Raw genomic sequence first — 24372 nt, 5'->3', positions numbered from 1 at the left:
TTTGACACATCTGTTATGCTTATTTCAAGCGAGCGATTTCGCGCCACATGTTTGTGGCGGCTTGCCGTAACTCACGATAGTCAGCGACATTGAATTGATTTCGGGGGGAAATAATTTAGGTTGTAGATCGGATCATGTATCGACGTAAAGCGTTGCACATGTTTCGCTGATTTAAAGCGCTTTATACCACGCTCTCGTCGCCGGATCGGTCGATGCGAATTCTCTGCACGATTGTTCAAACCTTGCGGAAATACAACCATACGGCTTCTGCAAAAATCTCAGCGTGATAACGATGGCGGTTATAAAGCGAAGAACGAGGTTCTGTCACGCCCCGATATCGTCACGTAATATAACGCCGGCGTTAAAGTAACGGTGCCCAAACCATCGACAATCAAACAATGCTGATTTGAATAGCTGAGTTATCTATCAAGAAATTGCAGATGTGTGTCCTTTTGCGCCAGTTTCAGAAATTCTAATAGATCCTCTTTGCTTAACGCTGCGCAACCTGCCGTCGGTGTATATTCTGGCCTTGCGATATGTAGAAATATTGCGCTACCCGCACCGGGAACAATTGGGCTGTCATTGTGCCCAAGTACAACAACGCAGTCGTAAATATCGTCTTCCATCCAGAAAACTTCATGCCGTGCTGCAAAAGGCAAAGTCACATGCTTATTATAAGCAGGGCTTGCAGGATCGTCACACCATCCATCAAGAGCGGTCATTTCACGACAATCAATGACTGTTTCCGGCTTTGAAATGCGATCAGCTCGGTAGAATAAACGGCGGAGAGGCCAACGTCCAATGGGGCTTACACCGTCCCCTTCTTCCTTATGTTGTTGAATACCACCTCTACCAACGGCACAGCGCCAAATCTTATCGCCGAACTGTGCATGCCAGAGATTATCATCCACTTTTTTGATCAACAGGTCCATTTTTCTACTCTTCAGCCATAAGTCATCATCGTCGATGTGCCACCATGTTATAGAGGGCACTCTTACATGGATAGCATAGGACTCTCGTTCAACGGAAAGTGGCACGCCACGCTTCTCGCTTGGTGCATTTCCAAAACGGGGTCTTCTACACGGCAAACATCTTGTACATAGGGGCAGCGTGTATGGAACCGACAACCCGAAGGTAAGTTCATCGGGCTTGGTATGTCCCCCTTCAAAATCAGCCTTTCACGTTTTCGCTGATGTGGATCTGGACGCGGAACAGCTGAAATCAAAAACATGGTGTAGGGATGACGCGGATTTGTAAAAAGCTCTTCGGTTGTACCAACTTCCACAAGACGGCCTAAAAACATCACCCCTACGCGATCCGCAAATTGCCGCACGACGCTCAAATCATGGGTAATGAACAAATAGGTGAGTTTCATTTTCTCCTGTAGATCACTCAGGAGATTAAGGACTTGTGCTTGAATTGAAACATCAAGTGCCGACACGGCTTCGTCACACACGATAAATTCAGGGTTATTAGCCAGTGCGCGTGCGATGCCAATGCGCTGGCGTTGGCCGCCACTGAACTGATGCGGATAATGGTTCAGAAGATCGGCGCGAAGGCCAACCATTTCCAGCAATTCCCGACATCTTGCTTCGATCTGTTCAGACGAGCCATACTTGTGTGCACGCAAAGGCTCCGCAAGGATATGCTTTATACGCATACGGGGATTGAGCGACGCATAAGGGTCTTGAAAGACGATTTGGAGCTTCTTGCGTAAGGATCGCATTGCATCGTCGTCCAAGTCGTGCAGGTCCTGCCCGCGATAACGAATACCGCCACTGCTTTTTTCCAAAAGCCGCAGAATAACTCGTCCAAGAGTCGTCTTTCCGCAACCGGACTCTCCAACAAGCGCAAAGGTTTCACGCTCGTATATATCAAGCGTAATACCATCGACCGCGCGGACAACCTTTTCCTTCGATGTAAAAAATCCGCTCTTGATATGATAGTATTTGCTGACGTCTTTGGTGGAAATTAACGCCTCGCTCATGCTGCCACTCCTTTTCTCTCATGAAGCCAGCAACGGGCTTTATGTCCGTTTCCGATGTCGAAGATATCGGGGGATTGCACGTGACAAATTGGCATTGCGTCAGCACAGCGCGGGCTAAAGCGGCAGCCTTTTGGCAAGTGAGCCAGATTGGGCACCATACCTTTGATACTATTGAGACGATTGCCTGTTGGTCGTTCCGTCGCCTTGGGTATCGAAGCCAAAAGACCACGTGTGTATGGGTGGGAAGGTCTGTCAAAAAGGTCAAACACATTTGCCTGCTCGACAATTTGGCCCGCATACATCACATTCACCTCGTCACACATCTCAGCAATAATGCCCAGATCATGGGTGATCAGCAGAATTGCCGTTGATGCCCGGTCGCGCAGTTCAAGCATCAATCGAAGAATTTGTGCCTGCGTGGTGACATCCAACGCTGTTGTGGGTTCATCTGCGATCAACAATTTTGGTTCACAGATCAGCCCCATGGCGATAGCTGCGCGCTGACGAAGCCCGCCGGATAGCTCGTGTGGATAGGCACTCAAACGCGCTTCTGGCTCTGGAATTCCAACCATTTCAAACATCTGCAAAACTTTTTTGCGGATTTCACGTTTGCTCAACTGTCCTTGAATTTCGAGTGGCTCGCCGACCTGTTGAAGCATTGTCTTCACAGGATTTAGCGCCGTCATCGGCTCCTGAAAGACCATCGCAATTTCGCGGCCGCGCTTGCGGCGCATCTCATCCGGCTTAAGTTTACTCAAATCCGAGCCATCCAACGTGATGCTGTCTGCTGTCACCTTACCGGGAGGCGTTGGCACCAACCCCATCAAGGAAAGCGAGGTCATGCTTTTGCCGGAGCCGGACTCTCCGACAAGCCCGACTATTTTTCCCCGGCCGACATCAAAGGAAACATGGTCAAGAATGCGTACTGAGCCATTTTGCTTTTTAAAGTCGGTGCAGAGATTCCGCACTTTGAGAAGAATATCACTGTTCGACATGACTTGAGCCTCAATCTTTCATGTAAGGATCAAGCGCATCACGCAGGCCATCACCGATGAAGTTGAACGCGAGAACGGTTATGAGAATGGCAACGCCGGGCATGATGGCAACCAAGGGCGCGGCAAAAAGATACTCCTTGCCTTTTGCTACCAGCAGCCCCCAGCTTGCCTCTGGCGGCTGAACACCAACACCAAGAAAACTAAGGCTCGACTCCCACATAATGGCTTCGGGAATGCTGAGTGAAAAAAGCACGATTAAGGTCGGCACGACATTGGGGAATATATGTCGGAACATGATGACCGACTTAGATGTTCCATTCGCACGAGCCGCCTCAATAAATTCCTTTTCGCGCACTGCCAAAGTTTGTGAACGCACGACGCGGGCAACGCCTGCCCAACCAACCAGGCTCAAAGCGATGAAGATATTAAAAAGGTTTGCCCCTAAAGTGTACATCACCACCATTGCAAGCAGAAGCGATGGAAAGGAAATCATCATATCGGCTAAGCGCATGATGACGAAATCGACGCGCCCACCAAAGAAGCCACTGATTACCCCCATGATCGTGCCGAGGATCAACGCGATCATGCTTGGAATAATACCAACCAGCAACGAAATGCGTGCGCCGTAAAGAATTCGCGTCAACAAATCGCGGCCGAAATTATCTGTACCCAGCCAGTAGGTTAAAGATGGTGGTAACAATTGTTCGTCCAACTCTACACGATAAGGATCATGCGGGCTGAGCCATGGGATAAAAATTGCTATAAAAACAAGGGCCGCAATGACGAAAAGGCCTATCATTGCTTTCTTATTTTTTTTGAAACTGCGGATCGTATCACTGAGAAAGCTGTCGCTTTGCGCATCGTGAATCTGCTCATCAATATTCTGAACAACGTGTGCCATTTGCGTCATTTCGAGCCACCCTTCATTTGATTACGGATGCGAGGGTCGAGGACGGAATAGAGTATATCCGCGAGCAAATTGCCCAGAATGACGAGGACAGTTGCAAATAATACCGACCCTTGCAGCAGCGGCATGTCACGCGCTTGAATTGCATTGACTGAAATGCGCCCAACTCCGGGAATGCCGAAAATTGCTTCAGTAATAACTGCACCAGACAAGAGGCTCGCCACCTGAATAGCCATGATGGTTACAACTGGTATGAGCGAGTTTTTCAACGCATGCCGGGTTATAACAAAGGTCTCATGCAGGCCTTTCGCACGCGCTGTGCGAATGTAATCGTGGCGCATGACTTCAAGCAAACTTGAGCGGGTTAAGCGCGCAATAACGCCTGCCGAACTCCACCCCAAAACAAGTGCCGGCATGATGACATATTGATAGCCATAAAAACCCGACACCGGCAGCCATTTGAGCTGAACCGCAAAAACATATTGCATCAGCAAAGCCGACCAGAAAATTGGCATTGAAACACCGAGCAACGAGAAGCCCATGAAAAAATGGTCAACCATTGTATCCCGGCGCACAGCAGAGATAATTCCTGCAGGAATACCTATCATCCACGACACCACCGCAGCACATGCAGCAAGCAGCAATGTGTTTGGGAAAGCATTCATAATAAGCGTCGTGACACTGCGATTGAGCTTAATCGACGTACCAAGATCGCCCTGCACTGCGGCGAAAAGGAAACGAAAATAGCGCGTTATCAGTGGATCATCGAGATGCATCTGCGCACGCACGCGTGCGATCACGTCCGGGCTTGCATGTTCCTTCATCAGAAGGGCGACAGGATCACCGGGTATGACATTCAGCATGATAAACAACAACGCGGTAATTCCGATCAACACAGGGATCGAAATCGCGATGCGCTTTATAACGAAATTCAGCATCGCAAGGAGTTCCTTTACAATGCGCCAACAGCATTTGCGGCGTAATTAACCAAAGGCAGTTGCTGGTCCGCGTTCTTCCGCGAGCCAAGTACCTTCCAAAACGGCATGTGATAAACGAACAGAGCACGTTGCAGTCAGCCTTGCCGCAGCAACGTGCTCTAAGAGCCTTATTCGACTTCGGTCTTATAATAGCTCATGTCACTCCAGCCATTCCAAGGGATCGTAAAATTCTTGACCCTTGGCTGGACCACATAATTATGGTCGAGGCTAAACAACGGAACCCAAGCCGCATCGTCCTGAACAATTTGCTCAGTCAGCTTCTGATAAACTGCACACCGTTCTGCCGGATCGGTGATAACGCGCGCTTTCTCGACATCGTCAAAGACTTTAGGGTCGTTATTGTTGAAACCACGAACGCCCGTCCCGCTTTTGCTGAAAAACGTGTAAAAGAAATTATCGGGATCGTTGAAATCTGCCGACCAGGTTTGCGTGTAATTGTCGATCTTTCCTGCTTTTCGCAAATCGAAATAAGCAGATTCATCCATCGTTTTAATCTGGCTATTAAAACCAGATTTCTTGAGTTGTGCCTGAATGATCTGGTTCATATCAGACCATTTGGACGACCAGCTGCTCACCTGCGCGAGATTAATATCGACGCCATCCGGATAACCAGCTTCAGCGAGAAGCTGCTTAGCCTTTTCCGGATTATATTCGATAGGTGTGGCATCCGTATAGCAGATCAAGCCACGTGGCATGACACCGTTTTCGAGTTTACCCTTGCCATAGAAATTCTTATCAAGAATTTCCTGACGGTTGATCCCCATCTGGAAAGCCTTACGCACTTTGGGATCATCAAACGGTTTGTTGGCCTGATTGATATGATAATAATACATACCAACGCGCGGCCCGCTCTTAATGTGCTCTTTCCATTTGTCACTACCGTAGAAATATGGCGTCTGGCTCATTGCGTAATCGAGGTCGAATACGTCCAGTTCGTCAGCTTCAAACAAAAGACGCAGGGTCTCTGAATCTGCCACAACGCGGACGAGAACGCGATCAAGCTTTGGTCTGCCTTTGAAGTAGGATTCATTCGCCTCAAGCATTTGGTTGTCGTTGAGATTATACTCGCGCAACACAAATGGGCCTGTGCCATTGGTGGTTTCCGGTGAAAGGCCAAACTGATCACCAAGTGGCTCGGTAAATTTGCGATTATAGATCGATGCTTGCGGACTGGCCATGAGCGCCGTGAACGCCGCATATGGCTCTTTTAACGTTATGCGGACGGTATAATCATCGAGGGCTTCAATGCCACGCACTTTGTCGGCGCTGCCATTCAATCGCTCGGTCGCACCATCAACAAAGTCCAGAATATCAGTGCTTAACGCCTTGGTGGCAGGATCCAGCATACGGTCAAAAGTATAGACGACATCGTCGGCCTTTAATTCTTCGCCATTATGGAAAAGCACGCCCTGACGCAGCTTGAAAGTGTAGACTTTACCATCATCAGAGACCGTCCAACTCTCTGCAAGGCTGGGAACGAGTTCTGACTTACCGGGTGCCGTTGTCTCTGCCTCAATCAGCCGATCAAATACGTTGAGTGGCAAAGTATAGGCGTCCGTCGTTTTTTGAACATCCGCCGTCTTGGGGTCTTCAGGATATGATACACGCAGCATATGGTCGGATGCCATTGCAGGTGCGAGAAGAGCGAAACTGACGACACTTGCCGACAGAATGATCTTGATTTTTCGTAACATTACATTCCCCTTTTTCTTTTATTTTTTCTCATCAAACTTCAAAGTGGCGAGGCTTTCCGCCGCGCTCGACTAAAAGCCAACGGCAGATTTCCATTCGCCTTTGTCTTCAATCTTTAACTGCTCCCGAATATCCAGCCGGTTGCGAATGAGCCGGTAACGACCATCCTCAACGAGTACTTCCGCTATGAGATCTCTGGAATTGTAGGTGGAGGACATGGTTGCGCCGTATGCACCAGCACAGTCAAAGGCAACCAGATCACCGGCGGCCAGTTTGCCAAGCCCATCATAGTAACCAAAGTCATCTGAACTTTCGCAAATGGGACCAACAATCCTATGTTGTGACTTCGTATTCTGCTCTGGTTCATTAATCGGGATAACCGGATGGGTTGCGTCATAGAGTGCGGGACGAATAAGATCGTTCATGCCACTGTCGATGATAGCAACAGCATCGCTGTCGACATTTTTCAGATAAAGAACTTCGGTTACAAGAAGCCCTGCCCTACCAACAAGCCAACGCCCGGGCTCTACAGTCAGTTTACAGCCAAGGTTGCCAACCGTTTCAGCAATGATAGCGGCATATTCTTTGACATCAGGACCGGGCTTTTCGCCGACTGAAATTCCAATGCCCCCACCAAGATCAAGATGCGAAACCTCAAGACCTTGTGAGCGTAAATTGCGAACCAAATCCGACATCGTTGAGAATGTATGTCTGAATGGCGACAGGTCCTGCATCTGGGACCCGACATGTACTGCTAGACCCTTAAGTTCCAACTCCTCACATTTTGAAGCCGCTGCATAAACGCCCGGCACTTCGGCAATTGGAATGCCAAATTTGCTCTTCTTCGTTGCGGTGGTAATCTTGGCATGGGTTTTTGCATCGACGTCCGGGTTGACCCGCAATGCGACAGGTGCACGCACTTTAAGAAAGCGTGCGATATCAACAATCTCGTCCAATTCAGCTGCAGACTCAACGTTAATCTGATGAACGCCAACCTTAAGCGCTCGCTTAATTTCCTGACGCGTTTTACCGATGCCTGAAAAAATGACACTTTTGGCCGGGATACCCGCTGCGAGCACGCGCTCCAGCTCTCCACCGGACACAATATCCATGCCGCAGCCCAACTCAGCCAGCAAACGCAAAACAGCAATATTGCTATTTGCCTTAACTGCAAAACAGATCGAAACATCAATCTTGTTCAGCTCTTCCGCCAGCGTTTGATAAGCCCATTTTATGGCACCCGTCGAATAGCAATAAAATGGTGTCGGAATATCCTGCGCAATTTCGCTAAGACGAACCTGTTCGGCATGAAGCTCTCCGTTTTTGTAAGAAAACCATGTGCTATCAGGCTGCCGTTGATTAACCGACGAAGACGTTTTCATTGTGTCACCCATTTTTCCCCAATTCTTGTCGGGGGTGTTTTGAGGACAGTGTTCCAAAGTTTTTTATGCTTGTGAAATGCTTAAAAACTCTTTTTTATTCAAAACTGATATATGAAGAGGATGCAGCTGATGAGAAAACTGAACCAGAGGCAAATTGAAGTTTTCAATGCCATTATGGTCAATAAGAATATGACTGTTGCGGCTGCTCACTTGAACACGTCGCAACCCACCATCAGTCGCGAACTCCGTGAAATGGAAGAGCGGATCGGCTTTGATCTTTTCACTCGGTTTGGCAAGCGCTTAACACCAACAGATCAGGCATTTCTTCTGCATGATGTGGTGCGGCGGGCGTTCATTGGAATGGACGAAATCGGTCGTGCAGCCGCAGCTATACGCACGCATAATGCAGCAAATTTTCGTATCGCAACCATTCCTGCTTATGCGGAATCGATCATTCCAAGGGTTGCAAAGAGACTACAAAATTCGAAGACCAGCATTCACCTGTCTCTTCATTCTCACGAAGAGATCTCGCTACAAAACGAAATGATGACGACTGTTTTCGACCTCGGCATCACAGAAGGACAGTTCGAGTACCAAGGCTTTTGCCACGAGAAAATTGACGTTGGATCGCTGGTATGTGTTTTACCAATCAATCATCCCCTGACACAGAAAAACGTATTAACCCCGCAAGATTTTGACTGCGTTCCTTACGTTTCATTTTCGCAGGATGATCCGTACCGTCGCAAAGTCGATGAAATCTTTGTGCAGAACGACATTATGTGCCGCTACTCTGTTGAGACCACAACTGCGGCCAGTGTTTGTTCTATGGTCATGGCCGGACTGGGCGTATCCATCGTCAATCCTCTGACAGCATGCGACTATCTTGAAATGGGCGTTGCGCTACGGCGCTTCAGCGTTGAAATCCCATATACGATGCACTTATGGCATCCACTTAAAAGCAAGAATGCACGGTTGATTGCCAAGTTCATGACTCTCATGCAAGAAGAAGCCACAACAGTAAAAGATACACTCAACAGTGCACTATTACGTTAAACAGAGTACAGACATAAGGCATTCTTTGGCTCCCCTGTCATGCAGATTGTAAATGGGATCATGTATCGACGTAAACCGTTGCACATGTCGCGCTAATTTAAAGCGCTTTATACCACGCTCGCGTCGTCGGATCGGTTGATGTGAATTCTCTGCATGATTGTTCAAACCTTTATGCTTGCGATGATCGCAAACACCAAGGCTTATTGCTCGCCTAGAAGCGTTCTATGATCTTAGTCTATCAGTGACCATAATCCGTGATGCACAGCCCTGAGCAGGGAGCAGCTTGCGCATGAAACGCTTGGCTGTCTTGCTATTGCGGCGTTTCTGAACAAAGCCATCCTCATCAACGGCTCGCCAAAGAATGTGATGCTCACCTTTGATGGATATCACACATTCGTCGAGATGCCATTTGTCACCAAGCCGTGGCGTACGACGACGGATGGTATTGGCATAGGCTCGCCCGAACTTCTCAGCCCATTCGTAAACCGTCTTATGTGTGATGAATATCCCGCGATAATTTCAGCGGGATAACGATACCGATGGTAAAGCGAAGAACGAGGTTCGGTCACGCCCCGATATCATCACATAATATTAAGCTGGAGTTATGGTAACGGCGTCTAATTAAATTATAAACACTGAAATTTCTTGATTTTTACATATTCCTTTTATCATTCGGTACGTCAATATCCAACGATGCGCTTATACTTAATGGGATAGGTTTACAGCTATGGTGAGCGCGAAGTATTTTTCCTGCACCGGCATCCCCATGCAAAGCTTTCAACTTTCCGAAAAGTGCACGCGGGATAAAGACAGGCGGCGAAATGAAAGAGCCGTTGAAAGAAATCCGCGGTTGATAACCCACCCTGGAAATCAAGTCTTTTAGATATTTTCGTGATACATTTGGCATATCGCCCAGCAATAAAAGAATATGACTGGCGCCATGTCTTTCAACATAGGCTAAACCTGCTTTCAACGTATCGCTTTGTGACGAAGCCTTCGTGAGATACAGACACTGCAAGCGCGTTTGTTGAAACAGTTTGGCCACAGACGGATTGCGCACAACAACGACACCAAAACCATAGGGCAGCCCCCGCAGAGATGCTGCCACGTGAGCGGCCAATGGTTTTCCATTATAAAATGAAAGCAGTTTATCCGCAGATCCAAAACGGCGCGACTGGCCGGCCGCCAAAACGATGACAGCAATTTTAGAAGCCCCACTCATCGAATGTCGTCGACAGAAATTTGTGAAGCCGCAGAATCTTTCACGCTCTGCAGAATATGCGCCAGCACCGACACTCCAAGAGTATATGGATCGCGCGTGGAGGGAATAAGTCCGAGTGGAAATTTCAGCCTATCGACTTCCGCGACATGGCAACCATTCCTGACCAGTTCTTGACAGCGTGACGTGTGCGCTCTTCTGCTGCCTTGCGCACCGACGAAGAAAGCGTGGCTCTTCAAGGCTTCTGTCAGAATAGGCGGCTCGCGATTATGGTCATGGAAAAAGGTCACAATCGCCGTTCGTTCATCGGCGAAAACGTCTTCAGGCCAAGAGGGTTTAACCAGTGGATTAGCCCATGAAAAGCGAGTCAACACGTCTGGGTCTGGCGAAAACAGTTCCACCTTGCAACCGGCTGCTACTGCCAATTCAGTAAAGCAAATGACTTCCATTCCGGTACCAAAAACCAGAACCCGGATCTGTGGCAAAATGGTTAAATGCAGCCCCATTCCCGTTGGGTTGAGAGACAGCATTCCATCCTCAGCCAAACTCAGAATTGCAGGCTCTCGCGCTCTTAACTTGTCTGCGAGCGTACTCAGCAGCACCTTATCAGGATAAGGGAAAATCTGAACATCAAGTGTACCGCCGCACGGAAGAGGCAAATCCCAATAGGGCGAGCCGCGTCCATAACGCACTTGCATAGTCTTGCCGGTTTCCATGGATGACTTAGCATTCAACACCACATTTTTATCAATACAGCCCGAAGAGAGGTTGCCCCAGCTCCTGCCCGATGCATCAATAATCATTGCGGCACCGCAACGACGGTAAGAAGGGCCTTCAACGCCCACGATGACTGCAAGTGCACATCTCTCTGCAGACAAAGCAGGCATCAAGGGAAAGTCATTCTCATTGATTGAAGCCGCGCGGACGGCAGTTTTCATATCCGCGAAAACTGCCTGTTCAGTTGGTTTCATGCAGGTTCACCATCAATTGCGAGAGACATGAATGCTTTACTCACCCAAAGCTTGCTTGATCTTATCGGGTGTCATCGGCAGATGATAAAAGCGCTTACCTGTCGCATGGGTAATTGCATTGCCCGTCGCAGCCACAACCGGGATCATAACCACTTCTGCCAATCCCTTCGGTGGGGAGGTCTCGGAAAGCGGATCGAGATATTCAGCCGTCTGAGTCCAGACCGCTACGTCCTTACTGCGCGGCAGCATATAGCGGTTAAAGTTCCATGTGCCATTGCCCGGACCGTCTTCATAAAGCGGGAGCTCTTCCATCAAAGCGTGGCCAATACCCATCGCCACACCACCCTGTTGCTGGCCGGAAACGAGCGCGGGAACGATAATATTGCCCGGATCAAGGATGCTGTGATGCTTCATGATTTCGACTTCGCCGGTGAAGCTATTCACGTTGAGTTCGACGATACATGCCGCTGGCGTATAGGTGGTGACACCCGCATTGTTGCGCTGTACTGGCGGAAAATAAACGCTGCTTCGTTTGATGAAATCATAACCGCCTGTGGTCATGCGACTTTTAAGCTCCGCTGAGGCACCGTCACCATAGCGAACGGAGAGAAGATCGACAGGCAGTTCGCGCATGCCAATAACAGGTATATCGAATTTGGCAGTTGCCCATTCCCAACGGCTGAAACAGTGAAGTGAAACGCCCGTCACCAAACCCATTTCATGGGCTTTGCGAGCAAGACGTTCAAAGGATAACGTTTCCATGCCGCCACCACCGATGCCGCCTCCTGTTACACGCAGATCGCTTAGAGTGACAACGCCACTGGCAATTTGTCCACCAGATGCACCTTCACTCCAGATGGCTTTTGCTGCTGGCCAGAATGTATTCTCAAAGAGGAAACGCGCTGCCTGTTGTGTTCCAAAGCCCAGAAAATAAGCGCTATTGGAAGCACTCATCGGCGGCAGTGCATTGGGAACCCAGAACGGGTCTATTTGCAACTCGTCCTGCTGTTCCTGCGTAGTCGTGTAAGGCGACCAGTTGCTCACCATCGGCAATTCGGCAAAATCGGTCACACCAAATTCGACCACATCTGGCACTTTGCCCAACAGGTTTCGTACCATCACCTGCTGCGCGGTGGTGGCCCCTGTGCCAATTTCCTGCACGCAATGGCGCATGGTCAATTTGCCATTTGTATCAAATTCGAGTGTAAGTGCAGAAGTATCCGCACCCGACCCATAGTCTTTCTGAACCTGCGCAAAACCTACGCCATAAAGTCGGCCGGGATTGGCTTTGTCATAATCTGACTTGGCTTGTTCGCGATTGACCCATAGTGGATTTTTAGCCACAAGTTCGAGCATTTCCACATTGCGCAAATCACCCAAAGGTTGCGCACCTTGCGTATTTTCGTCACCCGCACGCATAGCATTGCGAAGGCGAAGCTCAACAGGATCAATGCCAAGCTCGGCTGCGATTTCATCGACCATCAGTTCGGTGATGCTCATCACCTGAATGGTGCCGTAGCCACGCATCGACCCTGCTTCTACAGCAGGTGTCGCAAGTGCTATGGAAGTGAGGTCTGATTTTGGAAAGTAATAGATCGACTGCGCGGCGGTTGCAGCGACCTGTGCCACCGAGAATGAGAAATTGGCGCGTCCGCCGCCGTTACAATTATAGAAACCCTTCATGATTTCAAACTTGCCGGTCTTGCGATCGGCAACAATTGTCACGTCCATTTCGATAGAATGGCGCTTCAGCCCCAGCTGGAACTGCTCATACCGATCATTGGCCAGACGTACCGGCAATCCATCACCGTAAAAGCAGGCTGCAATCGCATAAAACGGAAAGATAGAGTGATCTTTTGATCCGTAGCCGACTGTGGTTCCCGTTAATAGCTTGATCGTCTCAACGGGGAAACGCTTATTGTCCTTGACCATTGCGGCAGCAACACGTGCAACCTCATAAGGCGATTGCGCAGCGACAATCAGGTGCAGCGTTTTCGACTTCGCATCATACCACGCATTGCCGTTGTCCGGCTCCATTGCACTCGGATCAATGGATTGCGAAAAGCCGTGCCGTTCAAGCACAAACTTGGTGTCGTCTTTACGCGCCTCTTCGATGGCTTTGGCGATATCTTCGGCGGCGTTCATACCGCGCCGCATGGGTTCATAGGTCTCGCGTGCGACTTCTTCCGGATCGCGCACCCCGCCGCCGCCGCGATGCTTGGTCAGCACAGAAGCAGGCACGAAAACGCCGGTTGTACTTTCTGATGGCCAAGTTGGTGTATCACCATCGAAACCGCCAAATATCACCGCATCCTGTATCGGCGAATAAGCCGATGATGCAGACGGTGTATCACCGCCGATGCGAACATAACGCGCTGCACCGTAATTGGCTGGCGATTTAACGCCCGTTTCTGCGCCATATTTCACAATGCTGGTTTCAAACCGTAAAAGACGCTTTGCGGCATCAAAACGATCAAAGTCATGGTAGACAAGTAGCGCTACTGGCTGTCCCAGAAGTGGTGCAGTCTGGCCCTTTGGCAGCAGAATAGTTTTACCGTAAAATTCATCGGCCAGACCTTCTGCGTATGGTGCTGTCAAGCCATCGGCTTCAAAGTCTTCATGCAGAACCAGACGATCAGGCTGAAGATCAGCCCCTAATATGGTCAGATCAACGCCCTCAAAGGCTCGTTTTGCATCCGTTGCTTTGATGAAAAAAGCATGGGCTTGTTCTTTGGGCCAGCCTTCGAGATCGCGGGCGCGATAATCGCGCGAGAAGGTTTTCTCGCCAGTGACTTTACGAATAGCATCCCATCGATAACGGGCATGACCGTCCGTTCCAATCCAGTCCGATGGGCTTGGTCCTGACTGGACTTCCAATGCATGAGCCACTGGTAGCCGCCCAAGCATCACAGTGATACCGGCGATTGTTCCCAGTTTCATAAAATTGCGACGTGAAATATTCGAACTCATCATTCCCCCCTGGGGTTGATCCGATTACGCCTTAAAAATGCATTTAATTCCGTGTAAGCCGGACTGAGTTTCTTCAGCCCGGCCTATCGATCTCAATCAACGGCTGTTTCCTGAGCGCTAACCTGCTCGGGCGTCACAGGTGTAGCCTGTCCGCCCCATTCGGCTCTCATCCAGCTGATGAGTGCTGCGATCTCGGAATCCTCTAGGACATGTGCAAATGGTGGCATTGCATACATGCGTTGGCCATTGGTGAATGTCTGTGTCGGAATACCGTTCAGAACCACTTTGATCAGTGTTTGCGGATTATCCATTGCCAGCGTGGCGTTCCCCCTCATAGCGGGTGCGACGTTGGGGATGCCTTCCCCGTTCATTCCATGACAGCCCGAACAGGAGGAAATATAGGCCAGCCGACCTTGATCCATTACGCTCCCCGGCTGCGCATTCTGTGCTTCGGGCAAGGGCTGGGGCGCCGGTGATGCTTGGGCAATATTGCCTTCATCATCCGTCAGCAGATAAGTGGCGACCGCCTTGACATCGTCCGGTTCCATGACACTGGTAGAAAAATGCGTCACTGTATTCATACCGGCAAATGACGTGCCTTGCGGTGCGATACCGGTTGAAAGATACTGGCTGAGCGTCTCAACATCGAAGCCATGCTTCGTGAGTGCCGCCGCTGTGATGTTGGGAACAGCCAGTCCATCAACTTCACCACCTTGCAGCGAGCGGAAGAAATCTACACCCATCATGATATTGCGCGGAGAGTGGCACGCGCCACAATGCGCCAGCCCTTCAACCAGATAAGCACCGCGGTTCCATTCCGCTGAACGCAGCGGATTGTTCGGAACCTCACGGTTGGGGAAATTCAACAAGTTCCAGAAATTCAGGAATGGGCGCACTGGCAATACGAACACGCCCGTATTCGCTTTATTGGCAACCGGGATCGCCGGAATGCTCATCATGTAGGCGTAAAGCGCGTCGAGGTCGTCGGGCGTGGTGATATGCGTGTAAACATAAGGCATCGCCGGATAGAGATTGCCTTTGCCCGCCGCGATACCGTCACGCAAAGCCCGATGGAAATCTGCACGCGTATAATTACCGATGCCAAATTCTTTATCCGGCGTAATATTGGTCGAGTAAACCGTTCCAAAAGGCGTTGGAATGGGCACGCCGCCAGCGGCCATTGGTCCTTCAGGTAGCGAATGACAGCCAAAGCAGTCACCTGCCAGGGCCAGCTCGCGCCCGCGCGGAATGAGGCTTTGCATTTGCTCCGCCGACAAGGGCTGTTGAGCTTGCGGTGCAACACTGGATTGTCGAAAAAGACCAAACAGGATGGGAAGCGCAACAAGGGCACCCAACACGATGATGGCTAAGATCGAATTGCGCAATCTGTGGCTTTTCATCGTTTCCTCTCCTATCCGATCACGCAACCGGGTGTGGCAAGCGCCACATCGCGGATGGCTTCGTAATAACGCACATAGCCTGTGCAGCGGCAGATATGGACATCCAGCGCCTCTTCAATCGCACCTTCAAGATCGGCACGTTTGACAGGCTGACGTTTGAGCTGATCGATGAAAACTGTTGCACCTGCCACAAATCCGGGCGTGCAATAGCCACACTGAAACGAGAAGTTATCAATGAAAGCCTGCTGGATCGGCGTGAGCTTTGTCACCTTGCCGTCCGCGTCCGTTTCAGCCTGACCTTCAATGGTGATGATCGATTTTCCGTTGAAGAAATGCGCATCGTAAATGCAGGTGCGGCTTTCCGTGCGCGTACCATCCTTTTGCACTTCGACAATGGTGCACGCATGGCAGATGCCTTGTCCGCAACCAAAATGCGTGCCCGTTAAATCAAGATATTCATGCAGGAAATCAATCATTGGCATACCGACAGGCACGTCAACAGGGCCAACAGTCTTGCCATTTATAGTAAGAGAAAGTGGGCGTTTTTCGATGCTCATGATAAGGCCCTTTTTACTTTTTCCGGAGTGATCGGAAATTCATAGAAACGTTTGCCAGTGGCATGGGTAATGGCATTGCTGGTTGCCGGCAGGATCGGGATCATGCCCAGTTCTGCCATGCCTTTTGGTGGTGAGGTCTCTGAAAGTGGAGGCAGATAATCAGTTGTCTGGTTCCAGACTGCGACGTCCTTGGCACGCGGCAATGTATAGCGGTTAAAGTTCCATGTGCCGTTGCCCGGGCCATCTTCATAAAGCGGCATTTCTTCCATTAGAGCATGCCCAATACCCATCGCCGTGCCACCTTGTATCTGCCCCGACACAAGCTCCGGCACAATCATGGTGCCCGGTGCCATCATCATGTGATGGCGCATCACCTGAACCTGCCCGGTGAAGGTATTCACGTTGACTTCGACGAGACAGGCCGCTGGTGTCACGGTTGTCGGATCCGCACCTGCGCGCTTTGTCGGCGGATAATAAGCAATCTTGCGTTTGATGAAGTCATAGCCTGCTGTTGTCATACGGCTTTTGAGCTCATCAGAAGCGCCGTCGCCATATTTCACTGCAATCGCATCAAGCGGCAGATTTTTCTCCCCCACAGTTGGAATGTCAAACTCTGCACGCGACCATTGCCAGCTGCTGTAAGCATGGACTGCAACACCGGTGATCAGTCCCATTTCATGAGCTTTTTTGGCAAGGCGCTCAAACGGGATTGGCGTCATCCCGCCTCCCCCGATGCCATCCGGACCGACACGGATGTCGGAGAGTTCAACATTGAGGCTTGCGATGGCACCCCCGCCAACGCCTTCACTCCAGAGCGCTTTAGCAGCAGGCCAAAGACTGTTTTCCAGCAGGAAACGCCCCGCCTGGCGCGTGCCGAAGCCGATATAATAAACTCCGCTCGATGAGCTCATGTCCGGTATTAGCGCAGGTGTCCAGTACGGGTCGGTCTTTGACAGCTCATCCTGCTCTTTTTGGCCAGCATAGCTTGTGTGCAGCGGAAGCTGTTCGAATTCCGTCACACCGAAATCAACCACATCGGGCGCCTTGCCGAGCGCTTGCCAGACCATCACTTGCTGTGCCGTCGTGCCGCCCGTCCCGATCTCCTGCACGCAATGGCGCATGGTCAGTTTGCCATTTGCATCAAACTCAAGCACGAGAGCCGTTGGAACACCGCTTGAGCCATAAACCTGCTGAACCTGAGCAAAGCCAACCCCATAGAGTTTGCCCGGATTGGCGGCTTCGTATTCAGCTTTGGCTTTTTCGCGGTTCTGCCAGATCGGATGCTTTTCGGCGAGATTGAGCATTTCCACATTGCGTGGATCGCCAGCAATAATGCCGCCTTGCGTGTTGGGATAACCTTCCAGAATAGCATTGCGGCGACGCAATTCTATCGGATCAATCTTTAGTTCACTGGCCAGTTCATCAACCAGAAGTTCGGTAATGGCCATTGATTGCAGGGAGCCAAAACCACGCATCGAACCCGCTTCGACGGCCGGTGTTGCCATGGCAAGCGCCGTCAGATCAGATTTTGGGAAGTAATAGATTGACTGCGCACCGCGCGCGGCAACATGCGACACTGCAACGGACAGATTTTCACGCCCACCACCATTACAGTTATAAAAGCCTTTGAGAATTTCGAACTTGCCGGTTTTGCGGTCTGCGGTGATTGAAACATCCATCTCAACCGAGTGGCGCTTCATGCCCATCTGAAATTGTTCATAACGGTCGTTGGCCATCCGGATCGCATGACCCTCTCCATAAAAACACGCTGCCATCGCATAGAACGGAAAGACCGAGTAATCTTTTGAACCATAGCCAACCGTTGAGCCTGTTAACAAAACAATCTTCTCAACCGGAAAGAGCTTGTTGTTTTTAGCCAACATTGCCACGGCATTGACTATACCTGTCGGTGACTGCGTTGCGGTCATAACATGCATTGTTTTTGTCGCTGCATCATACCAGGCATTGCAATTGTCTGGCTCCATTGCGCATGGATCGATGGACTGCGAGAAGCCATGTCGTTCCAGTACGATTTTGTCAGGGTTGTTGCGCGCGGCTTCCACCTCGTCTGATATGCTCTTCGCATAGTCCATTGCTATACCTTGCGTATCAGGCTTTTCTTCTGCCCGATGCAAAGCTTCGATAAAGCCGCCGCCGCGATCTTTCCGGACAATCGGTGGAATGGAAATTGCCTTATCCGGCGCATAAGGCGGCCAGACAGGAGTGTTGCCGTCAAATCCGCCTTTAATACCGGCATCCTGATAAGGAGAAAAAACTGACGCATCATACGGTGTTTCACCACCAATCCGCACATAGCGCGCAGCTCCATAATTTGCCGGCGGTTTAGGGCCAGTTTTTTCGCCATAAATGACGGCCCTATCCTCGAACCGCAGCTGTCGTTTTGCGGCATCAAAACGATCAAAATCCTTGTATATCAGGATTGCAACCGGATGACCCAATATAGGGGGCGTTTCACCTTTCGGGACAAGGATATTATAGCCGTAGAAGCCTTTGCCCATATTCGTGTCTTGCGGGATATTCAGCCCATCACGAACAAGATCCTCCTGAAGCAAAACTTTGTCCGGTTGCAGATCGGCGCTTAGAATGGAAAGGTCGATGCCCTCAAACGTGCGATCCGCCTGGGTCGCCTTGATCATGAAGGCATGGCTTTGTTGTTTCGGCCAGCCGGGAATGTCACGGGCGCGATAATCGCGGGCAAAGTTCTTTTGTCCGGTTACTTTGCGCACACCATCCCAGCGGAAACGTGCCTTACCATCCTTACCGATCCAGTCGGTTGATGTCGGGCCGGAGTGCACTTCCAGAGCATTTGCTGTTGGAACGCGTCCAAGCATGACAGTGATACCGGCAAACGTGCCAAGCTTGATAAAATCGCGACGTGAAAGACCAGACGCCATAAGCTTTTCCCCTCAAAGCAGAATCCGACACGCTGAAGCAGCATCTGAAAACATGCCCTATAAAATCAAAAAACGGAGGCGAAGCTTATGCACTTATTGGATAAAAACACTGCATCACACCCCGTATAAGCCATACGGAGTGATCCTCCGTATGGGATACTCAGTAAAAAATCGAAGCCCTCAATATTCGAGATGTCGCTGAGATGTCTTCGACTTCTGTGTATCTTCACCGCGCCGTTTTTGGCTTGCTGCATCGTCCTGTTCTTCAAAAAGAACACCACCGAGCGCTGCAACAAGGATCATGAAACCTGTGCCCAAAAGCCACGAAAGATACCATGGACCGTAATCGCCCAGGATGATGCCAATAAGGATCGCTATGACTGCGACGATCATTGCCAGCACAAAACGCCAGAATACGCTCATCATGCTCTCCTTAAAATGCGTGGTGCGACGTCTCGACATGATCAGGATCGACCTTGCCGCGCATCACCCAGAAAGCCCAGCTCGTGTAAACGACGATCAGAGGCATGAAGACAACCGTAAAGCCCAGCATCCACATCAGCGTCAGCTCGCTGGAACCAGAGTTCCAAACTGTGAGGCTGTGCGATGGGTTGGTGCTTGATGGCATCATGAACGGGAACATTGCAGCACCAGCGGTGCCGATAACGCCAATCCATGCGATGGCTCCGAGCCACCAGCCAAGCAATGCCTTGCGTGCAAGGAGTGCCAACAGTCCCAAGGCAACACCGATATAGGTGAGCGCTGGAATGACCCAGAGTACGGAATATTCATGAAAGTTCGAGAGGAGTGCACCCGGTGTACGTTCAACCACCTGATGAAGAGGTGTTTGTGGCACGCCCGGATTTGGACCCTGCACGATCTGGTAACCGTCCATGCCCGACACCCAAAATCCACCAATTGTGAACAGAACCAGTGCCAGTATACCGCCGAATAGCGAAGCTTTTCGCGCACGATCTGCGAGATTGCCAACGCCGCCGCTCATCAGCATCGCGCCGCCCATATAGATCGAAAGCGAGACAGAGAGGAGACCACACAGGATTGCAAACGGATTGAACAGTTCAATGAAGCTGCCTGTATAATAGGATGTCATCCGCCAGTCGAAGTTAAACGGCACGCCCTGAATGACATTGCCGAAAGCCGCGCCAAACACCAGCATCGGCACAAAACCGGAAACGAACAGCGTCCAGTCCCATGCGTTTCTCCAACGTAGAGATGGCATCTTACTGCGATATTCAAAGCCCAGCGGACGGACGATCATGCTGAACAGCAAGACCAGCATAACGATGTAAAAGCCCGAGAATGCGGTTGCGTAGACCAAAGGCCATGCTGCGAAAATTGCACCGCCACCCAGAATGAACCAGACCTGATTTCCATCCCAATGCGGGCCGATAATGTTGAGCGCGACACGCCGTTCTGTATCGGTGCGCCCCACATAGCGCAGCAATGTGCCAACGCCCATATCCATGCCGACCATAATGGCGAGGCCCATCAGCAGAACACCAAGTAGCAACCACCATACAAGCTGAAGTACGAGATAAATATCCATGAAATATCTCCCGATTAATAAGCCGCAGCCGGAGCTGGTGCAGTTGCAGGGGCGGTTGTTTCTGATGCATCCGGTCCTTTGCGGATGAAATGCAGCATGAGAAACAGCTCAATGATAGCGAAGATTGTGTAGAGCAGGATAAAGCCCGACAGAGACACGATCATATAGGCAACCGTATGCGTTGAGGCCGAAAGCCATGTCGGCAAGACTTCATAGACTGTCCATGGCTGTCGTCCGACCTCTGCCACCAGCCAGCCCATTTCACAGGCTATGAACGGCACAGGGATCATCCATACGGACGCTCTCAAGAACCAACGATTGTTGTGAACGGTATTGGTCAGTGTCAAAATGAAGGACAGTACAAAGTAGCCAAGCATCAAAAGACCCAGACCCACCATGGCACGGAAAGCCCAGAAAATGATCCAGACTTCTGGAATGGTATCTTTTGCCGCTTTGTCAATTTCTGCATCCGTGATCCGCGTAATGTCGCCATCGGGCGCATAACGCTGAACCAGGAAGCCATAGCCAAGATCATCCTTATGGGCATCGAACTTTGCCAGCGCTGCAGGATCCGTTGGATTCGAACTGAGCACCTGCATGGCTTCAATCGCTGGAATACCGTTTCGAATGCGCGTTTTCGCGCGCTCCTCCAAGACGTCGGCCGCAGGAACCGTCCCCTCAAGCGAGTGCGTCACAAGAATAGACAGCATAGCCGGTATCTTAATGGCGAAGAGATTTTTCTGCTCGCTTTGCGAAGGAAAGGCAATTGCGTTGAACGACATTGGTGCTTCTTCAGTTTCCCAAAGCGCTTCCATTGCCACAAGCTTGGTTGGCTGTGCATGCGCACCGACAAAGCCGAGCGCGTCGCCAAGAGTCAGCACACCGCCGGTCCCGAGCACGCCGAACAGAGCCGCAATACGGAAAGAACGCTTCGCCACATCCATATGGCGATTGCGAAGCATATAAAAAGCGCTGACGCCACAGACAAAAATTGCAGCGGTCACATAACCTGCAAGCACCGTATGCACGAATTTCGCCTGTGCATCCGGGTTGAAAAACATGTCGAAGAAGCTGCTCAGCTCCATACGCATGGTGACTGGATTAAAGTCTGCACCTTTCGGGCTTTGCATGAAGCTGTTGGCCACAAGGATCCACAATGCTGAAAGGTTTGAGCCAAGCGCCACCAGATAGGTGACGACGAGATGCTGCATCTTAGTGAGACGATCCCAACCGAACACCATCAGCCCGAGGAATGTAGATTCCATGAAGAAGGCCATCAGACCTTCAATCGCCAGTGCCGTACCGAAAGCATCACCGACAAAGCTCGAATAGAATGACCAGTTCATACCAAACTGGAATTCCATGGTGAGGCCGGTCGCAACACCCAGTGCGAAGTTAATCAGCAGCAGCTTTCCCCAAAACTGGGTCATGCGGCGATAGACTTCTCGGCCTGTTGTTACATACACCGTCTCCATGATGGCGACCAATATGGTCAACCCCAAGGTTAATGGGACGAACAGAAAGTGATATAGTGCTGTCGCCGCAAACTGAATTCGTGAAAGATCGACTACCAGATCATTAACCACAATGAGCCCCACCTTAATTTTTATTTATCTGATCCGCAGATAATCAACAAAAAGGGCTCTAATAGATAGATTTTTATGAATCAAAGTGCCCCATTTCATACTATCTATCAAATATTAAATATAAGCATTACGAAATTCACATCCAATATTGCTGCGAAATGTCGCACTAATTCCATCGCCGTGATTTTTCTCTAAAATTGAATAATATAGTCAACATTAACGATGGAGTTGGAAAATCAAAATATTAAGACGTGAATGAATTCATTCGCGATCTTTTAAAGATAACACGTGTATTTTTGCTTTTACTGGAGCACATTTCGATCTGACTGGGCAAGATCGCCGCTCTTATCAACTATTTTGATGTGTATTTTCCCGAAAACCGTGTCAGACCGTTAGCAAGACGACGACCATACCCCACAAGGTCAACAGCGTGTTGCTAATTGCATAAGGGACGGTATAGCCCAGCATCGGGACGTTGCTTTTTGCGGCTTCCGACACCATTGCAGCAGATGCTGTGCTAGTACGGGCGCCGCCGCAACAACCAAGATTAATCGCGGGATCAAAGCGGAAAATATACTTCCCAATCAAAGGCGCCAGCAACATTGGAACCGATGTTGCAAACAATCCCCAAAGGAACATTTCAAAGCCAACTTCACGCAGACCCGCGATAAATGTTGGCCCTGCCGATATGCCGACAACAGCGATGAAGATATTCAGACCCACCGTATTCATGAACCAGACCGTCGCGGTCGGAACATTGCCCATCTTTGGTGTAAAACTACGTAACCAGCCAAAGATCAAACCCACAATAAGTGCCCCACCAGACGTTGACAAGGTAATAGGAACGCCTCCGATGGGAAGAACAATCGACCCCAGCAGACCACCAATAACAATACCAGATCCAACCAGCACCATGTCGGTTGCACTGGTCGGTCTATCGGCGTAGCCAATCTCCGCAATGAGCGCTTCGATGTGTTTCTGACTGCCCGTCAAACTAACGATATCGCCGCGATATACCTTGCTTTGTGCCTGAACGGGTACATCGACATTCATCGAACCACGCCGGATACGATTGATATAAACCCCACGCGCAAAAGGCTCGTGGGAGAGAGCAATCAGCGTGCGTCCATGCAGTCGCTTGTTGGTTATCACAACATCCATTGTCTCAATCGGAATATCGAGGAGTTCACGATCTGCAACTTCGTTGGCTCTATTGGACCACTCAACCATCGCATCGTGGGGGCCAGATACAGCGACAATATCGCCGGTTTCAAGCATCGTATCATCATCGAAGGGGATAATCCTGCCGTCCCGACGCAGCCGCTCTAGAAAAATCCGTGCGCCCGCCATTTTTTCGGCTTCACCGACAGTTTTTCCCGCAATAATGCCTGGAACAGTCAGACGGAAAGAGCGGACGATATATTGGTGCCATGCGGTTTCAATCCCACCCTCCGGTGTACCGGCTGACATCTCTCGCTCGTAACGCTGGCATTCTTCCTCGAGATTTATCCGAAGCAATTTGGGTCCAAGAAATGCGATGATCAGGCCCGTGCCAACGGTCCCGAAAAGATAGGTAACAGCATAAGCGACAGGGATTGCATTGAGTTGCTCGCTGATTTCCGATGGACTGAGACCTGATCTGTTAAGCGCATCTGATGCCATGCCAATCGACGCAGAAATGGTTTGCGAACCCGCTAGAAGTCCAATTGCCGAACCGGGACCGTAGCCTGCAACAATAGCTGCGAAATACACTGAGCCAAGACACAGGCAGGAAACAACGACGGAAAAAATCGCCTGGGGAAGGCCATCGCTTGCGATACCGCGCACAAATTGCGGGCCGACACCGAAGCCGACTGCAAACAGAAACATGATGAAGAAAATGGATTTTATCTGCGGCGAAATTTCAATCCCCAACTGGCCAATCAATACCCCAACCAGCAAGGTACCAGTAACAGATCCGAGACTAATCGAGCCAAATTTCAAAGCACCAATCCAGAATCCGACCGCAAGCGCTAAGAATATAGCCAGCTCAGGCGCCGATCGGAGGACATCACCTATCCATTCAAACAAGTGCATTGTGTTTCTTTCTGATCCAATAGCGGCTGAAAAAACGCAGCGCTTCAGACAGAAGGTGCATTTTTCCGGCGTTCCTTTCACGAAAGCGCCTGCACTC

18 protein-coding genes and 2 pseudogenes are annotated in these 24372 nt (G+C 50.3%); 1 reads left to right on the top strand and 19 read right to left on the bottom strand.

All coding sequences use genetic code 11. The features are described from left to right. Positions 1 to 119 precede the first annotated feature (119 nt). The 8 genes and pseudogenes from U2P60_RS19065 to lysA all read right to left on the bottom strand — a co-directional run. Positions 120 to 239, bottom strand: a pseudogene (locus tag U2P60_RS19065) (IS6 family transposase); the annotation flags it as partial. 180 nt (positions 240 to 419) lie between these two features. Further along, a complete protein-coding gene (locus U2P60_RS19060) occupies positions 420 to 932 on the bottom strand; it encodes a L,D-transpeptidase family protein (protein WP_313830303.1) in 513 nt (170 codons plus the stop codon). A gap of 62 nt (positions 933 to 994) precedes the next feature. After that, complete coding sequence (locus U2P60_RS19055; protein WP_413573916.1) at positions 995 to 1987, bottom strand: ABC transporter ATP-binding protein; 993 nt, start codon at positions 1985 to 1987, stop codon at positions 995 to 997. Next, on the bottom strand, positions 1984 to 2982 hold the full coding sequence (locus U2P60_RS19050; RefSeq protein ID WP_413573915.1) for an ABC transporter ATP-binding protein: 999 nt from the start codon (positions 2980 to 2982) through the stop codon (positions 1984 to 1986). The genes U2P60_RS19055 and U2P60_RS19050 overlap by 4 nt, the downstream gene beginning before the upstream one ends. A gap of 10 nt (positions 2983 to 2992) precedes the next feature. After that, entirely contained in the window at positions 2993 to 3892 is a 900-nt protein-coding gene (locus U2P60_RS19045; RefSeq protein ID WP_313830307.1) for an ABC transporter permease, read from the bottom strand. After that, on the bottom strand, positions 3889 to 4827 hold the full coding sequence (locus U2P60_RS19040) for an ABC transporter permease (protein ID WP_310015569.1): 939 nt from the start codon (positions 4825 to 4827) through the stop codon (positions 3889 to 3891). Before U2P60_RS19040 ends, U2P60_RS19045 begins: the two co-directional genes overlap by 4 nt. Positions 4828 to 4994: 167 nt before the next feature. Next, on the bottom strand, positions 4995 to 6581 hold the full coding sequence (locus U2P60_RS19035; RefSeq protein ID WP_413573914.1) for an ABC transporter substrate-binding protein: 1587 nt from the start codon (positions 6579 to 6581) through the stop codon (positions 4995 to 4997). Between the two features lie 69 nt (positions 6582 to 6650). Next, positions 6651 to 7961: a diaminopimelate decarboxylase gene (gene lysA, locus U2P60_RS19030; protein WP_413573913.1), complete on the bottom strand. Its 1311-nt coding sequence runs from the start codon at positions 7959 to 7961 to the stop codon at positions 6651 to 6653. 129 nt (positions 7962 to 8090) lie between these two features. On the opposite strand from lysA, the gene U2P60_RS19025 reads away from it, so the two are divergent. Further along, positions 8091 to 9014: a LysR family transcriptional regulator gene (locus tag U2P60_RS19025; protein WP_313830312.1), complete on the top strand. Its 924-nt coding sequence runs from the start codon at positions 8091 to 8093 to the stop codon at positions 9012 to 9014. On the opposite strand, the pseudogene U2P60_RS19020 reads toward U2P60_RS19025, so the two are convergent. The 11 genes and pseudogenes from U2P60_RS19020 to aspT all read right to left on the bottom strand — a co-directional run. Further along, positions 9006 to 9527 (bottom strand): annotated as a pseudogene (locus U2P60_RS19020) (IS6 family transposase); the annotation flags it as partial. The gene U2P60_RS19025 and the pseudogene U2P60_RS19020 sit on opposite strands and share 9 nt — an antisense overlap. Positions 9528 to 9666: 139 nt before the next feature. Beyond that, positions 9667 to 10236 carry a nucleotidyltransferase family protein gene (locus U2P60_RS19015; RefSeq protein WP_413573912.1) on the bottom strand — a complete coding sequence of 190 codons (570 nt, stop codon included), beginning with the start codon at positions 10234 to 10236 and terminating at the stop codon, positions 9667 to 9669. Next, positions 10233 to 11120, bottom strand: a complete 888-nt coding sequence (locus U2P60_RS19010; protein ID WP_413574342.1) for an XdhC family protein — start codon at positions 11118 to 11120, stop codon at positions 10233 to 10235. The genes U2P60_RS19015 and U2P60_RS19010 overlap by 4 nt, the downstream gene beginning before the upstream one ends. 120 nt (positions 11121 to 11240) lie before the next feature. Then, positions 11241 to 14174 (bottom strand): xanthine dehydrogenase family protein molybdopterin-binding subunit, encoded by a 2934-nt coding sequence (locus tag U2P60_RS19005; RefSeq protein ID WP_413573910.1) that lies wholly within the window; start codon positions 14172 to 14174, stop codon positions 11241 to 11243. Positions 14175 to 14266: 92 nt separating this feature from the next. After that, the gene (locus tag U2P60_RS19000; protein WP_413573909.1) at positions 14267 to 15574 is read right to left on the bottom strand and encodes a c-type cytochrome; all 1308 of its coding nucleotides are present in this window, start codon (positions 15572 to 15574) and stop codon (positions 14267 to 14269) included. An 11-nt stretch (positions 15575 to 15585) separates the two neighbouring features. After that, positions 15586 to 16131 carry a (2Fe-2S)-binding protein gene (locus U2P60_RS18995; protein ID WP_413573907.1) on the bottom strand — a complete coding sequence of 182 codons (546 nt, stop codon included), beginning with the start codon at positions 16129 to 16131 and terminating at the stop codon, positions 15586 to 15588. Beyond that, positions 16128 to 19046, bottom strand: a complete 2919-nt coding sequence (locus tag U2P60_RS18990) for a xanthine dehydrogenase family protein molybdopterin-binding subunit (protein ID WP_413573905.1) — start codon at positions 19044 to 19046, stop codon at positions 16128 to 16130. Before U2P60_RS18990 ends, U2P60_RS18995 begins: the two co-directional genes overlap by 4 nt. A 180-nt stretch (positions 19047 to 19226) precedes the next feature. Further along, positions 19227 to 19469: a hypothetical protein gene (locus tag U2P60_RS18985; RefSeq protein ID WP_413573903.1), complete on the bottom strand. Its 243-nt coding sequence runs from the start codon at positions 19467 to 19469 to the stop codon at positions 19227 to 19229. A gap of 10 nt (positions 19470 to 19479) precedes the next feature. Beyond that, positions 19480 to 20613, bottom strand: a complete 1134-nt coding sequence (gene cydB / locus U2P60_RS18980; RefSeq protein ID WP_413573901.1) for a cytochrome d ubiquinol oxidase subunit II — start codon at positions 20611 to 20613, stop codon at positions 19480 to 19482. Between the two features lie 14 nt (positions 20614 to 20627). Continuing rightward, positions 20628 to 22199, bottom strand: a complete 1572-nt coding sequence (locus U2P60_RS18975) for a cytochrome ubiquinol oxidase subunit I (RefSeq protein ID WP_413573900.1) — start codon at positions 22197 to 22199, stop codon at positions 20628 to 20630. 384 nt (positions 22200 to 22583) lie between these two features. Beyond that, positions 22584 to 24275, bottom strand: a complete 1692-nt coding sequence (gene aspT, locus U2P60_RS18970; RefSeq protein ID WP_413573899.1) for an aspartate-alanine antiporter — start codon at positions 24273 to 24275, stop codon at positions 22584 to 22586. Positions 24276 to 24372: the final 97 nt, after the last annotated feature.

It is taken from the genome of Brucella sp. H1_1004 (assembly GCF_047308065.1).
GTDB lineage: Bacteria > Pseudomonadota > Alphaproteobacteria > Rhizobiales > Rhizobiaceae > Brucella > Brucella pseudogrignonensis_B.
The sequence above is the reverse complement of the archived record's forward strand: the minus strand, read 5'-3'. Positions and strand labels throughout refer to the sequence as shown.

Bases quoted from the DNA above. Each gene is read 5' to 3' on its own strand.
- U2P60_RS19050 (WP_413573915.1), bottom strand. From the start codon at position 2,982: ATGTCGAACAGTGATATTCTTCTCAAAGTGCGGAATCTCTGCACCGAC.
- U2P60_RS19010 (WP_413574342.1), bottom strand. From the start codon at position 11,120: ATGCCTGCTTTGTCTGCAGAGAGATGTGCACTTGCAGTCATCGTGGGC.
- aspT (WP_413573899.1), bottom strand. From the start codon at position 24,275: ATGCACTTGTTTGAATGGATAGGTGATGTCCTCCGATCGGCGCCTGAG.
- U2P60_RS18995 (WP_413573907.1), bottom strand. From the start codon at position 16,131: ATGAGCATCGAAAAACGCCCACTTTCTCTTACTATAAATGGCAAGACT.
- U2P60_RS19060 (WP_313830303.1), bottom strand. From the start codon at position 932: ATGGACCTGTTGATCAAAAAAGTGGATGATAATCTCTGGCATGCACAG.
- U2P60_RS18990 (WP_413573905.1), bottom strand. From the start codon at position 19,046: ATGGCGTCTGGTCTTTCACGTCGCGATTTTATCAAGCTTGGCACGTTT.
- U2P60_RS19015 (WP_413573912.1), bottom strand. From the start codon at position 10,236: ATGAGTGGGGCTTCTAAAATTGCTGTCATCGTTTTGGCGGCCGGCCAG.
- U2P60_RS19040 (WP_310015569.1), bottom strand. From the start codon at position 4,827: ATGCTGAATTTCGTTATAAAGCGCATCGCGATTTCGATCCCTGTGTTG.
- lysA (WP_413573913.1), bottom strand. From the start codon at position 7,961: ATGAAAACGTCTTCGTCGGTTAATCAACGGCAGCCTGATAGCACATGG.
- U2P60_RS19045 (WP_313830307.1), bottom strand. From the start codon at position 3,892: ATGACGCAAATGGCACACGTTGTTCAGAATATTGATGAGCAGATTCAC.
- U2P60_RS19035 (WP_413573914.1), bottom strand. From the start codon at position 6,581: ATGTTACGAAAAATCAAGATCATTCTGTCGGCAAGTGTCGTCAGTTTC.
- U2P60_RS19055 (WP_413573916.1), bottom strand. From the start codon at position 1,987: ATGAGCGAGGCGTTAATTTCCACCAAAGACGTCAGCAAATACTATCAT.
- U2P60_RS19025 (WP_313830312.1), top strand. From the start codon at position 8,091: ATGAGAAAACTGAACCAGAGGCAAATTGAAGTTTTCAATGCCATTATG.
- U2P60_RS18985 (WP_413573903.1), bottom strand. From the start codon at position 19,469: ATGAGCGTATTCTGGCGTTTTGTGCTGGCAATGATCGTCGCAGTCATA.
- U2P60_RS19005 (WP_413573910.1), bottom strand. From the start codon at position 14,174: ATGAGTTCGAATATTTCACGTCGCAATTTTATGAAACTGGGAACAATC.
- U2P60_RS19000 (WP_413573909.1), bottom strand. From the start codon at position 15,574: ATGAAAAGCCACAGATTGCGCAATTCGATCTTAGCCATCATCGTGTTG.
- cydB (WP_413573901.1), bottom strand. From the start codon at position 20,613: ATGGATATTTATCTCGTACTTCAGCTTGTATGGTGGTTGCTACTTGGT.